The organism is Streptococcus infantis ATCC 700779 (assembly GCF_000187465.1).
Lineage (GTDB): Bacteria > Bacillota > Bacilli > Lactobacillales > Streptococcaceae > Streptococcus > Streptococcus infantis.
Genome location: NZ_GL732439.1, coordinates 385357 through 399232, shown reverse-complemented (window position 1 = coordinate 399232; position 13876 = coordinate 385357). Strand labels below are relative to the sequence as shown.

Sequence of the window (13876 nt, the reverse complement as noted above, 5' to 3'; positions counted from 1 at the left end):
TTTTTATGTTCTTAAATAGCCAAATCAAACTTCAATTGCGGTTTCACAGGATCATAGTCAACCAACTCAAAATCTTCTGCTTTAATATCAAAGAAGTTGGTCTTGTCTGGTACATTCAAGACCAAACGTGGTTGGCAATTTGAAGGTTCACGACGGAGCAATTCTTGAGCTTGTTCAAATTGATTATCATAGATGTGAAGGTTATTGATAAAGTAGAAGAATTTCCCAACCTTCCAGCCAAAATGTTTAGCAATCATCATTTGAAGAGCCACATACTGCATGGCATTGATGTGATGAGCTACAAGCATATCGTTAGAACGCTGGGTCAAGGTTGCATCCAGATAGATGTCTCCATCTACACGACGGACATCAAACATGGTCTGGAAGGCACATGGAAGAAGGCCGTCTGTTTCCTCAAAAGCTTGGTAATCCCAGAGAGAGATGATATTGCGACGGTTCCAAGGATTAGCTTCCAACTGTTTGAGGATTTTATTGATGATATCGTGCTTTTTAACAACAGCCCCGTAACGCTCACCGATTGTCCCTGTATCTCCTACTTCCCAGTCATTCCAGTAGTGAACATTGTACTTATCATTTAGAACTTCTAGGCTATTTGTCTGGTCTTGGTAAATCCAAAGAACTTCCTTGATAGCTGATTTGATAGCAATTGGACGTAGGGTTGTGATAGGAAATTCACCCTTAGACAAATCATATTCCGCAAAAGCACCTGTAATGTACTTGGAGTTAGCCACTGTTCCATCCTTATACTTGGGACGAGCCTGTTCTGAAAAGACTCCTTCATTGAGAATTCGCTCAATATTTTCTTTAAAAATCTTATCTGCTTTTGTCATTTACTCTCTCCTCAACGTTTATTCTTAACTAGTATAGCATAAAAAGGTTTTTTCTACCTACTCAGAAAATCAATAGCCTTTTTATATTTCTTCAATCTTTCCCTATCCTTTTCAGTAATAGAAGACAATCTCGATAAATCTGAATTATGTTTTAGATCAGATAATTTTACTAGTCTTGCAAGAGGGTTTTTCTTCACAGTTTCCAGATATGTTTGATAATCTTGCTCCTTTTTCTTTGTCAAAACCTGAACAGCAGTAACTACTGTTTCTGGTAAACCAGCTTGTAATAGTCCTTCAGCTGAAACAGGACTATCCTCTATAACATCATGTAGCAGAGCCACTGCTTTTTCTTCTTCAGTATCAACTTGGCTTGCTACATAGATTGGATGTTCTATATAATCTACTCCTGCCTTATCCAGTTGCCCTTCATGAGCTTTCCTAGCAATAGACAAGGCTAAATCAACTATGGATTGTTCTGTAGTATTCATCCAAAACTCCTCCTATCATTATTGAGTTATTACTTTATTCTAACAACTTCAACTTAAAAAGAGCTTGATCAATAACCAAGCTCTTGATTCATATGCTTTATTGCAAGACAAGAGATGCTGCCCCAATAACTCCAGCGTCATTTCCTAGAGTTGCAAGAGCTAGCTTAGTTGTTGTACGAACTTGTGGGAAGGTATTTTCGTCGTAAACCTTTTGCACACCTTGGAGAAGGAATTCCCCAGCAGCCGATACACCACCACCGATAACAATTGTTGATGGATTTAGGATAGAACCGATGTTGGCACATGCAATACCCAAGTAACGTGAGAAGTTACGGTAAACGATCAAAGCGAGGTCGTCCCCTTCTTTTGCCAAGTCAAAGACAGTTTTAGCAGTTACTTCTTCACCGTCGTCAATCAAGCGTTTCAACTCTGCATCGCCTTCATATTCATCCGCGTAACGGCGAGTCAAGTTGACAATACCTGTTGCTGAAGCCACTGTCTCAAGACAGCCTTTTTTACCACAAGTACATGGGATTGGTTGGTCAAAGTCAACTGTAATATGTCCAAGTTCACCTGCAGCACCTGCAACACCGTGAAGCAATTTACCTTCTGCCACGATACCGCCACCAACACCTGTACCAAGAGTCATAAAGACAACGTCTGGTTGGTTTTCACCAGCACCCATCCAACGTTCACCAAGAGCAGCTACGTTAGCGTCATTGTCGATAAAGAATGGAATACCCAAGGCTTTTTCCATTTTCTCTTTGATCAGTTGAAGAGTTTTCCAGTTGAGGTTATAAGCTCCGATAACAGTTCCATTTTCACGGTCAACTACACCAGGTGAACCCATACCAATCCCTTGGAAATCCGTCGCAGCCAATCCAAGCAATTCAAAACGATGTTGAATAGATTCAATCATATCGTCTACGATATGGCTTCCTTCATCCAAAATGTTAGTCTTAATAGACCATTTTTCTTGGATTTCTCCTTCTTGAGTTAAAATTGCAAACTTGACAGAAGTTCCACCAAGGTCAATCCCAATAATCTTTTGACTCATTGTCTTCTCCTTTATGATAATATCAACTTCCATATTATTTTATCAAACTTATTTCAGCAATTCAAGAAAACTTCTAGTTATTTCTGCAAATTCTTCTGGTTTGGCCCTATTCAAGATATGAGGGCCATCGGGGATAATCTCAAACTGAGAATCTGGCATCAGTTCTTGGATAGCTTTCATTGAACTAAGATTTGGTTTATCCTGACTACCACAAATTAACAAGCTTGGATAGGGACAATTCTGTGCAATCTCTCTTAAATCAAGTGTCTTTAATTCCTCAGAAACTCCAACCATAAGAGGCTTATCTGCTCCCTGTTTCTCAAATATCCTTTTGGGAAGCAATTTAAATATCAGCAACTGAATATAAAAAGGAATGTTACCCGCTAGTTTCAGTGGACAGCCTGACAAAACCAAGGCCTGAAGATTTGATATATCAGAACTTGAAAGCTCCAATGCAAGTGCAGCCCCTAAGGACAAACCGATTAAAACAAAAGGTTCTGTCTCCTCTGACAAGTGCTGATAAATGCGCTCCTTAGCTTCTTGGTAGGTAGCAACTCCGGAAGGGAATAACTCTAGGGCTTCAGAGGGATAATCTGCAAGAAAATCCTGAACTTCTTTCCAGCTATCAGCTGACTGACCTAAGCCATGCAAAAATATTAGTTTCATTTAGTTCTCCTTTACTGACAACTCATACAAGCCCCTTACTGCATTACAGCCATAAATAACTTCTGCTTGTTTCAAATCTGATAAAGTTAAGACCTTCTCTTCTACCTGCCCGCTTTCAAGTAAATGCTGGCGATAAATCCCTGGTAAAATGCCAAGACTACTAGGTGGGGTATAGAGCTTGCTATTCATTTTTATAACCAGATTCCCAATAGAGGTTTCGAGCAATTTTCCATCAGCAGTGTGATAGATGATTTCCTGCTCTCCCACTGTCAAATGTGGTCGGTGTGTCGTCTTAAAGTAAGTAAAGGCCTGCTCCAAATCAGCTTCTTGTAGATAAAGTTTAGCCTGACAGAAACTAGAACTAAGTGGTGTCAATACTTGTCGATCAATTTCTATTTCTCCAGACTTGCTGAGACTGATTCGTATCCGATAATCTTGACGGATGTCACAAGACTGGTACTCCTTCTCTATTTTTTGTCTCAAAACTTCTTGGTCAAATGGAAAGGCAAAATAACGACTAGCCTTTCGCAGTCTTTCTAGATGTTGATTTTCAAAAAGTAATTTCTTCTGGCTAATTTTCCCTGTAGTAATCAGCTGAAAACGAGGTTGTTTTCGGTAAAGAACAGCTGCCTTTTGATGGACTTCACGGTATTCTGACTCCCAAGTACTATCCCAAGTGATGCCACCTCCGACACCATAGATGGCTTGCCCTCCATGCAGTTGAATAGTTCGAATAGCCACATTGAAAATCCGTCGTCCATTGGGCAGTAAGAGACCAACAGTCCCACAGTAAACTCCTCTAGCTTGTGGTTCCAAGTTCTTGATAATTTCCATGGTCGCTATCTTGGGAGCTCCTGTGATGGAGCCACATGGAAAGAGCGAACGGAAGATTTCTACTAGATCAACATCCGGTCGTAACTGACTCTTGATAGTTGAAGTCATCTGCCACACTGTAGAATACTGCTCCACTTGGCATAAACGCTCCACATGTTCACTACCAACCTCAGAAATACGGTTCATGTCATTGCGCAAGAGGTCCACTATCATCATGTTTTCTGAGCGATTTTTGGGATCCTGTTCCAACCAAGCCGCCTCTTTCAAGTCGTCATCGTTATTCAAACCACGTTTAGTTGTGCCCTTCATAGGACGAGTCGTCAATTCACGACCATTTTGCTCAAAAAAGAGTTCTGGACTCATGGAAATCACTGCCATATCATCATGCTCTACGTAAGCATTATATCCCGCTTCCTGCTCCACCACCATACGATTGTAGATAGCAAAAGGATTAGCACTTAAATTCTGCTTGAGTTGGACAGTATAATTGACCTGATAGGTATCTCCTTGTCTTAAATGATGGTGAATTTGGGCAATCACCTTTTCATAGTCCTCAGCAGATGTTACTTCCTGCCAGTTTGATGGCAAATCCACCTCCTCATAAGTCAGAGGAATGCTGGATGTTTCAACGCTGTCATGAATAGTGAAATAGAGGAGATACTCTCCTAACAAGGGACCCTCGTGAACCGCTAATTTTTCCTCAAAAGCAGGTGCTGCTTCATAACTAACATAACCAACTACATAATAGCCCTGTTCTTGGTAGCTTTCCACTTGTGCCAGCAAGTCTGCTACTTCTGCTAAATCTCTGGTTTTTAACTCTTTAATAGGCTGGGTAAAGGTGTATCTCTCGCCCAAAGTCCTAAAATCAATCACTGTTTTTCTATGCATATCCTAAGTATACCATAAAAGCCAGACCCCAAACAGGAGATCTGGCTTTTTAACTAATATGGTTGAGAAAACTTACTCAACATAATCTAACAAATAACCGTACCCTTTTTCTTCCATTTGATCCTTTGGAATAAAACGGATAGACAGGCTGTTAATACAATAGCGAAGTCCTCCCTTGTCCTGAGGCCCGTCTGTAAAGACATGTCCTAGATGGGAATCACCAATTCTACTTCTGACTTCTGTTCTGACCATATTGTATGACTTGTCTTCCTTGTAGATCGCAACATCTGGACTGATAGGCTGGGTAAAACTTGGCCAACCACAGCCCGATTCAAATTTATCTTTCGAAGAAAAGAGAGGTTCTCCAGTTGCCACATCCACATAAATTCCTGCTTCAAACTTATCCCAGTAACGATTTGAAAAGGCTCGTTCTGTTTGACTGTTTTGAGTCACTGCATACTCTTCAGGAGAGAGGAGTTTTTTCAATTCATCGTCACTCGGTTTTGGATATTTACTCGCATCAATAACAGGATAGGATGCTTGATTGACATTGATATGGCAGTATCCATTTGGATTTTTCTGGAGATAGTCTTGGTGATAGTCCTCAGCCACGATAAAATTTCTTAAGGCTTCCTTTTCAACCGCTAGAGGCTGGTCATACTTTTGAGCAACTTGCTCAAAGACTTGATTGATGACTTCTAGGTCCTGATCGTCCTTATAGTAGACTCCCGTTCTGTACTGAGTCCCCACATCATTTCCCTGCTTATTTTTACTAGTTGGATTGATAATGCGGAAATAATGGAGCAGGATTTCTTTTAAAGAGATCTTATTGGCGTCATAGGTCACATGAACAGTCTCAGCATGTCCAGTCTGGCCGATCAATTCATATTGGGTTGTTTCTCCTCTACCATTAGCATAGCCCGAAACAGCATCTGTCACACCAGCTACTCGTGAAAAATACTCTTCGACACCCCAGAAACAACCTCCCGCTAGATAAATATCATGTAGGTCAGCATCTTTTCTTGGTTGAGTTTTTTTCGTGACTTTTTGCCCTTGACTAACTGCTGCCTTCTCAATTTGAGAGGTATCTGTGTAGCTTGCGCTTCTTTTTTCCAAAAGAAATAAAAGTCCGATGATGATGCAAATGATCACTCCAATTAAGAGTATTGTTTTTAATTTATCATTCATGATGAGCCTCTAATCTATGCTTTTTAGCGTCTGTAAAATAGTTTCTTTGTCCATAAAACCTGGCTGGGTCTTAACTAGTTTGCCTTCTTTATCAATAAAGACCTGAGTTGGATAAGAACGGACTCCGTAACTTGCTAAGAGTTTTCCCGAAGGATCTATAAGGACAGGGAGATTTTTATAGTCCAATCCTTGATACCATTTTTTGAAGGCTTCTTCTGCTTGTTCCCCTTTTTGACCCGGAGAAACGACTGTCAAAACGACAAAGTCATCGCCAGCTTCTTTTGCCAGTTCATCGGTATCAGGGAGGCTGGCTAGACAAATAGAACACCATGAAGCCCAAAATTTGAGATAGACTTTTTTGCCTTTGTAATCTGATAGGCGATACATTTTACCATCAACTCCCGTGAGTTCAAAGTCTGGAACTTCTTCTCCTTTTTTTGCAGTTTGAGAGCTAACTTGCGCTTGTTTGTCTTCATTTTGCTTATCAGCCTGGTTTGCTGACTGGTTGTTACAAGCCGATAGACAGACCAGACTAGCGCAGACCAATACAGTTGCTTGCCATTTTTTCATTTTCATCACCTTTCTCACTCACCATATGAATATAGATATTGTATTATAGCTCTATTATATACCTATCACCCTAAAAATACTTGAAATCTGTTTGGAAAATAAGGCATCTTTTGGGACACAAAAAACTCCCACCTGCTTAGCAGGTGAGAGTCAATTGATTATTTAAAGATAGAAGTTTTAAAGCTATCTGTTTGTTGAAGAAGTTTCTTAAAGAGTTTTTCTTTAAGTGATACGGTGTTGTCAAATTTAACAGAGCCCTTACTTAGAGTAGCCTTATCTTTATCAACTGCTTCAGCAAATGCTCGTTTCAAGTCTTCATAGCTATTGTATGTTTTACCATCGATTTCAATAGATTGAATTCCATTTTTGGCACTTGTTACAACTTCATTGAAGTAAGCTTTTTTCCAATCTTCAAGATTGTTGAATTTTCCTTCAGAAATCTTGTTAATGATGAAGTCATCACCTAGAGTATCTTTACCAGCTTTTTTAGATTCAGCTTTTAGCATGTTAGAAGCATAGTTTAGGAAGCCTTTTTCGTAGCCATAGTAACCCCAAATTCTAAAAGTATTATGTTTGAATGACATAGCTCCAGGAGCACCTTGACTGGTATTTCCACCATAGATACCCGTCATCATCGGTACAGTAACATAGGCTGAACCAAAGTCGGATGGATTATAGACTCCATTTCCAGGTCCACGATTGGTCATAAAGTTGTTGGTAATGAGGTCATTTACTGTATGCAAAGGAATAGTCTTTTCGTCATCACTTAAAGGTCGAACCTTATCGAATTGATTCTTTGTATTGTTTCCTCTGTACTGTTTGTCTACTTTCTTGAACCAAGCATTGTTTAAATCTTGATTTGCTTTATTGAGGACAGCTTCTCCTTCAAGATAATCTAGAAGCATGAGAGTGTCATTATAGCCCTTCATGTAACGATCAATTTCGTCACGTGATTTAAGGTCATTTGGATTGGTGTTATACCATTGATTTCCATCATTTGGACGTTCATAAGCCATGTTGAGACCTAGGGCTTTGTATTCACCATTTGGATTTGATACTGATGGGGTTTGTAACATTCCCTGAGCAAATGCTTCAAGATCTGTTCCTTCACGGTGTCTTGAGCCACCTAGGTAAACCATTCGGTCATTTACGTGAGTCGTTTCGTGAGTAAAGGCAGATACCCCAAAATCACTAATCATGTCCGTCACCATAAAGAAGACAGAATCATCCTTATATGGATTCGCATAAACGCGAGCAACAGCTCCCATACGCCAATCAGTCGCATGGTAACGGTCTGTAGGTCCATACAATTCACGGATAGGTGCCACATCTTTACCACCATTTGTATGACCATAACGGTCGGTACTGATACCTTTATAGTTTTGGTTATCCAAAACTGGTGTTGGAACCATGTTGTTGCTCTTCAAGAGTTGATTACGGACTTTATCCAGAGATAGACGTGACCAGAAATCTAGGTAATTCTGTTGCCCTTTCGCAACCTTATCAATTTCAGCTTTGAAGGCATTACGCTCTGCTTCAGTGTTCTTACCATATTTTTCAAATGAACTATAGGCCATGGTGTTATAGGTTGAAATTAAGAACATATGGGCATCTTTTAAGTTCAAAAGTGGTAAAATCATCTTGCCATGCATATCATTATTTAAGCCTTCGTAAGCTCTATGTTTCTTATCTGCAAAATCAGGATTTGTTGTTTTTGGCTCCACGATATAGACATTATCTTTAGTTGCTTTTATGAACCAATCATTCAAGTCTGTATCTTTTGTGAAGAGTTCCATATTATATTTGAGGAAGTCATTTAGGTTGCCAGAAAGAGTATGTTTAGCAACTACTTCACGGAAGGCATCATGTGTACGAGTACCTTTGACATAGTCTTCTTTTGAACCAATTTCAATCAAACGGTCTAATACATTGACGTTCTTACCATAGAAGTCTGGCTTGAACAACATGAGTTGCTTGATGTTGAAATCATCAAACTTCACTCCGTAATAACGGTTCAGGTAAGATAGACCAAGAAGAACCGCTGCCTTGTTATCATCAATTTTCTTGATCAAAGCACGTTTAGCAGCCTCATCTGTGTTTAATTGATGATCCTCATTTTCAACTAACTGTTTCACAAATTTAGTAAGATTATCCTTAACTTCTTTGAAGGTTTCTTCAAGATAAAGGTTCTTAATAGCATTAACTTTGTTTGGACCAGTTCTACCAAGGTGCGTGTAGATTGGGTCAGATTGTAATTCCACAGGACTTAATTTTTCAACAATAGCATTGATGAGATCACTACGGTCCTTGTCAACCATGTTCGGAGTGTAAACAACTTCACCAAGTTCTGCAATACCGTACTCTTTCACTTGTTTCACTTTTGAATCTTTAGGTGAAATGGTAAAGATGTCTTTTGTCTTATCTGCATAGTGGATCATAATTTGATCAGCATCAGCTAATTCCGTCACAAAGGTATTGCCTTTCATGGCAGTTACAGACAATACTTCTTTAGTCAAGAGAGGACTTCCTGCAGCTAATTTATTACCTTGGTCTACAATCCACTCTTTGTTATAGAAAGGTTGAAGTTTTGCAATATTACGGTAAGCTAGCTCACGAGTCGCATCATAACTATCAATTGCTTTGTACTGATCGTCTTTGTTTAGACTGTTATTAAGCTTGTCTTCAATAGGTTTGCTGCTGGTAAATTTATCAGCAGTGATTCCCATTGCTTCAATTTTCTTCTCGGCTTCAGCCAGTGAGATACTTGGAATTTTACGTGAATTGTTAAAGGATTTTTTACCTTCACTCACATCATCAACACTATAATTACGTTTGGTTCTTGAATAGGTGAAGTAGTCGTCAGCATCAATATCTGAGTGACCAAACACCATCTCACCTGTTTTGACTTTCATCATGGTGATGTTGTCTTCAATAGCACCTAAAGCCCAGTTGGTTCCTAGCAATCCACCAGACTGAACAGCTTCTTTCAGTTCGATAGAACCTTTAGCAACTGAATTTCTTAGGACTCCTTCTTTACCGACCGTGTTGTTATTAGCACCATTTTGAGATGAATAGACTAGTCCTGCAGCTTTTGCTTTATTACCAGTAATTTCAGCATCAACGTATGCTTTCTCAACAACACCCTTCCAGTTTTCACCAAGAATACCAGCTAAATAGCCTCCTCTATTGCCAGCAGCGTGAAGTTTACCGATAAAGGCAACATTACTTACTTTTCCACTACCATCAATTTTATTGATAATACCAGCTACATCATTGTTACCAACAACACTTCCGGTTACTTTGACATTTTCGATAGTTGCATTGTTTTTGATAACATTAGCGATTGGAGCTACTCGATCAACTCCAGGCATATCAATATTGACATTTTCCAGTAAGAGATCCTTAACAGAACCACCTTCAATGTTTCCAAATAATGGTCTAGTGATATTATGAATAGCAAATTTATTACCATCAGTACTTCCTAATGAACCTTTAAAGGCATTGGTTACATAAGATTTGCCAGCCGGTTGTACATTATTAGCATTCATATTGCTACCAAGCTTAAAGGTACCAGTAGGATTTGCTTGCATAGCTTTTACAAGTTCATTAAAGTCGTAGTACACATCACCTTCATGAGCTTTTGGTTTAGGCAAATAGTGTACATACTCTTCAGTGAAACGATTTTCTGCAGTACGTTGAATCAAATCTGGTGCTTTTGCAGTTACCTTGTAAAGTTTATTTCCATCTACAGTAACTTCTTCGATTTTATCAACAGCTAGTTTCGTAACCTTGTTATCGTAAGTCGTAACTTTTAAGTAGTAAGGCTTAACATTCGATGGTTTCTCGGACAAGAGACTACTATCGGTCTCATTACCTTGATCATCCACACTGATTAAGCTTGTTTCCTTAATATTTTTGACTTCAACTTTTTTAAGGTCGATTCTCAATGGTTCTTCCTTAAGAACCTCTTCCTCGTCACCATTACCACGATCATACACCATAGTCGTCGCAAGTGTATAATCCTTGTAATAATCTAGATCAGCTAAAGCTGTTGCAAGATTAGACTCTGAAATAGCAAATGTCTTAATAACTTGATCGCCTTTTTTCAACACTGCTTGAATAGACTTGATAGTCACTCCATCTGGTTTTTTAAGGCTATAAGTTGCTTTTGCACTTCGATTCAATTCTTCTGTATCAACTTTAGTTAATGTTAGAGTAGGTTTTTCTAATTCCTTAGTACCATTTTTGATAATGTGGTCTTGTGCCTGTTCAAGAACTTCTTCTGAAACAGTAGGTGCATCTGCAGTTTTCACACCCTTGATAGTTTTGTAGACTTTGGTAATTTTCTTCTTACCATTCTTACCTACCTGAGCAACTGTTTCAGTTCCCTTGAGTAGACTAGAATCTTGTTCCATTATCGTTTTATAAGGAACTTCTTCAACAGAAACTTCTTCGGTTTGGCCTTCAATTGGTTTGGTTCCACGACTGATTTTTTCAGCTACAGGAGCCTTAACAACTTCCGTACTAGTGGTGATAGCTTCACCAACTTTCTCCCCATCTACAGTTTTATAGACACGATGTATGAGTTGACTACCAGCTTCACCCTTTTGAACAACACTTTCTTCGTCTGTATAGTGATTAGAATCCGATAGGTATTCTGTAGAATATGGAATTGTAACAGTTTCTGTTTCTGTCACAGTTGACTCTGTCACAGTGTATTCTGGCAAGCTCGGTTGAATGAGAGGCTCACCTTCGTGTCCCTCTTCCTGAGTACCTTTAGCTGTTACTTCATCTGTATAGGCTGGGAGTTCAGGTTGGATTGGAGATTCGCCTACATGACCTTCTTCTTGAGTACCCTTGGCTGTTACTTCTCCTGTATAGGCTGGGAATTCCGGTTGGATTGGAGATTCCCCTACATGGCCTTCTTCTTGAGTACCCTTGGCTGTTACTTCTCCTGTATAGGCTGGGAGTTCAGGTTGGATTGGAGATTCGCCTACATGACCTTCTTCTTGAGTACCCTTGGCTGTTACTTCTCCTGTATAGGCTGGGAGTTCAGGTTGGATTGGAGATTCGCCTACATGACCTTCTTCTTGAGTACCCTTGGCTGTCTCCAGCTTCTCAGTCACTGGATTTGAAGGATTCTCAGTTTGTGTTTTTTCACGTAGTGATGGGTTAAAATCAGCTTCCTTGAAGTAGCCAACATATTCATATCCCTCAATTTGAATGACACCTTTAGCTAATTCTTCCTGGCTACATACAGCGATTGTCTGATTATAGGACTTCAAGATTTGATTCTCAAAGGCTGAGGCCGTTTGAGGAATAAAGTAGCTTCCACCTAAAGCACCAATCACGAGAAGACCCGCAACCTTATTACGATTTTTCTTTGAAATTACCAAAACAGCTAGCGATGCCGTCGTAAGGCCAAGGCCAGCAAGTGCTAATTCTTTACTTCCAGTTTTTGGTAATTCCTGAGAAATAGTGGCTTTCCTTCGGTAAACAAGATAAACAACATCATCTTGTTTTAAATCAGAAGGAAGTTCCTTATGAATAAGGGCCTTTTCAGCTTCTGTTAGCTCTTGCTCTGCTAAATAACGATAGTGTACCTGATTTGGCTCACAAACTTCATTAGCCACTACTGGATCAAGCAAGAGGTTGTTAGCACCAAAAAGTACGGCTCCGATGACAGCAGAACCGACTCCAATAGAGAACTTTCTAATAGAATATTTTATAACCTTTTCAATTTGTTTCTTTTCCATTTTACAATTTCCTAATATAATCTTGTGGGTATTGGGCACGCGCCCCTCCAATCAGTTTTGGACGACTAGCGAGGGCAGTTACGTGGGCTTGGCCGATTGATCTCAAAACTGGACGTATCGGTACTTGAACATGCTTGATATGCATCCCTATAGCTGTATCTCCAATATCGAGTCCTGCATCAGCTTTAATAAATTCGACCTCAACTGGATCTTTCATATAGCGAAAGGCTGCCAATTGCCCTGATCCTCCAGCGTTCAGTGTCGGAAGAACACTAACAATCTCAAGATTGTATTTGATTGCAACCTCTCGTTCTACTACCAAGGCCCGATTAACATGTTCGCACCCTTGAACTGCTAGGTGGATTCCTCTAGCTGATAAGATTTCTAAGATTCTTTTAACAATTAATTCCCCAATTTCTTGACTAGAGGCTTTCCCGATGTGTCCTCCTATCACCTCACTGGAAGATAAGCCCAAAACAAAGAGAGCTCCCTCTTGGAGAGAAGCTTTTGCTAATACATCTTCTAGGATTTCCTCTACCTCTTTTTGTAAATGTTCTTGGTCCATGCTCTACCTCGCTTACTTCCTTCTATGATATCGTTTTTTCATCATTTTAGCAAGCTAGGGACATGGTTTCACTTCTTATCAACTGTTCTCTATTTCTTTTAAAATTAAAAAAGACAGAGAATGTCCATCTCTGTCTCATTTATATATCTATTTATACTTTTTGGAGTCCTTGGACGGCATCGTGATTGATGATGACTTGACCGTATTCTTGGAGAACTGATCGGCTAATATCACTATCATCAGCAAATTCACGCATGCGAGCCAATAACCAAGCTGGATAAAGACTTGGATGATCTTCTACATCAACCAAGACTGTTAGATAGTATTGGTCGTTCATTTTGTAAAGTTCTGAAGTCTCCATTTGGTAATCAACTGTTTTCGCAAAAGAAACCAAACTAGTTAAGTCGTCAAAGCGTAGGATGTAGTAGATATAAGGTTCTCTTTTCCCTTCATCCACCTCAGCAATTTCATCAATCGCCGCTTCTTCCTCTTTTTCAACCTGCTCTAGAGATTGGATAGCTTCAATGTCTTCTTTAGTTTTCTCTGCCATGGTTTTTTCTAATGTTTTCAAAAACTCATCTGGAGACATTTTTGCTAGTTCATCCATGTCAGGAAGGTCTGCCAAATCCTCAAAATCCAAATTTTGGTCAATCTTAGACTTGGTTACAAAGACGTCGACCTTATCAGGCTTCGGTGTCACTCGGAAGCTAAGCATACCTGTATCCAAGAAACTGTCTGGCATCTCTAACTCATCCAGAATAGCATAGAAAAACTCTTCTGTTTTTTCTTGTGGAACGAGAAAGTCTGCGATTTCCATTCCACGATCCATCAAATCTTCTAAAGACATAGTGATTTTTAGTGTGGTATCACTGATTTGTTTCATTTTCATAGTTCGTAACCTCATACTTTCAGTTCTATCTATTATACAAGATTTAAATGATTTTATCAAAAGAATGGCGTTGGAATGTTCATTGATATCTAGTATAGAACACTAAATTATGATTTAGAATTCT

General features: G+C 39.4%; 10 protein-coding genes. All 10 read right to left on the bottom strand.

The window, feature by feature from the left end:
* Positions 1–11: 11 nt before the first annotated feature.
* Complete coding sequence (locus HMPREF9423_RS04215; RefSeq protein ID WP_006148085.1) at positions 12–851, bottom strand: thymidylate synthase; 840 nt, start codon at positions 849–851, stop codon at positions 12–14.
* 53 nt (positions 852–904) lie between these two features.
* The gene (locus tag HMPREF9423_RS04210) at positions 905–1339 is read right to left on the bottom strand and encodes an HD domain-containing protein (protein ID WP_006148084.1); all 435 of its coding nucleotides are present in this window, start codon (positions 1337–1339) and stop codon (positions 905–907) included.
* A 97-nt stretch (positions 1340–1436) separates the two neighbouring features.
* Positions 1437–2396, bottom strand: a complete 960-nt coding sequence (locus HMPREF9423_RS04205; protein ID WP_006155570.1) for an ROK family glucokinase — start codon at positions 2394–2396, stop codon at positions 1437–1439.
* A gap of 48 nt (positions 2397–2444) precedes the next feature.
* Positions 2445–3062 (bottom strand): alpha/beta fold hydrolase, encoded by a 618-nt coding sequence (locus HMPREF9423_RS04200; protein WP_006148082.1) that lies wholly within the window; start codon positions 3060–3062, stop codon positions 2445–2447.
* Positions 3063–4784 carry an aminodeoxychorismate synthase component I gene (gene pabB, locus HMPREF9423_RS04195; RefSeq protein ID WP_006148081.1) on the bottom strand — a complete coding sequence of 574 codons (1722 nt, stop codon included), beginning with the start codon at positions 4782–4784 and terminating at the stop codon, positions 3063–3065.
* 72 nt (positions 4785–4856) lie between these two features.
* Positions 4857–5972 carry a peptide-methionine (R)-S-oxide reductase MsrB gene (gene msrB / locus HMPREF9423_RS04190; RefSeq protein ID WP_006148080.1) on the bottom strand — a complete coding sequence of 372 codons (1116 nt, stop codon included), beginning with the start codon at positions 5970–5972 and terminating at the stop codon, positions 4857–4859.
* A gap of 9 nt (positions 5973–5981) precedes the next feature.
* Positions 5982–6542, bottom strand: coding sequence for a TlpA family protein disulfide reductase (locus HMPREF9423_RS04185; RefSeq protein WP_006155566.1), 561 nt, complete (start codon positions 6540–6542; stop codon positions 5982–5984).
* A gap of 158 nt (positions 6543–6700) precedes the next feature.
* Complete coding sequence (locus tag HMPREF9423_RS04180; RefSeq protein ID WP_006148078.1) at positions 6701–12298, bottom strand: ZmpA/ZmpB/ZmpC family metallo-endopeptidase; 5598 nt, start codon at positions 12296–12298, stop codon at positions 6701–6703.
* A gap of 1 nt (position 12299) precedes the next feature.
* Entirely contained in the window at positions 12300–12863 is a 564-nt protein-coding gene (locus tag HMPREF9423_RS04175; protein ID WP_006148077.1) for a TIGR01440 family protein, read from the bottom strand.
* A 151-nt stretch (positions 12864–13014) separates the two neighbouring features.
* A complete protein-coding gene (mecA, locus tag HMPREF9423_RS04170; protein WP_006148076.1) occupies positions 13015–13752 on the bottom strand; it encodes an adaptor protein MecA in 738 nt (245 codons plus the stop codon).
* Positions 13753–13876: the final 124 nt, after the last annotated feature.

Coding starts and splice junctions, on each gene's coding strand:
- mecA (WP_006148076.1), bottom strand. CDS start 13,752: ATGAAAATGAAACAAATCAGTGATACCACACTAAAAATCACTATGTCT.
- HMPREF9423_RS04200 (WP_006148082.1), bottom strand. CDS start 3,062: ATGAAACTAATATTTTTGCATGGCTTAGGTCAGTCAGCTGATAGCTGG.
- HMPREF9423_RS04210 (WP_006148084.1), bottom strand. CDS start 1,339: ATGAATACTACAGAACAATCCATAGTTGATTTAGCCTTGTCTATTGCT.
- HMPREF9423_RS04205 (WP_006155570.1), bottom strand. CDS start 2,396: ATGAGTCAAAAGATTATTGGGATTGACCTTGGTGGAACTTCTGTCAAG.
- HMPREF9423_RS04175 (WP_006148077.1), bottom strand. CDS start 12,863: ATGGACCAAGAACATTTACAAAAAGAGGTAGAGGAAATCCTAGAAGAT.
- HMPREF9423_RS04180 (WP_006148078.1), bottom strand. CDS start 12,298: ATGGAAAAGAAACAAATTGAAAAGGTTATAAAATATTCTATTAGAAAG.
- msrB (WP_006148080.1), bottom strand. CDS start 5,972: ATGAATGATAAATTAAAAACAATACTCTTAATTGGAGTGATCATTTGC.
- HMPREF9423_RS04185 (WP_006155566.1), bottom strand. CDS start 6,542: ATGAAAAAATGGCAAGCAACTGTATTGGTCTGCGCTAGTCTGGTCTGT.
- pabB (WP_006148081.1), bottom strand. CDS start 4,784: ATGCATAGAAAAACAGTGATTGATTTTAGGACTTTGGGCGAGAGATAC.
- HMPREF9423_RS04215 (WP_006148085.1), bottom strand. CDS start 851: ATGACAAAAGCAGATAAGATTTTTAAAGAAAATATTGAGCGAATTCTC.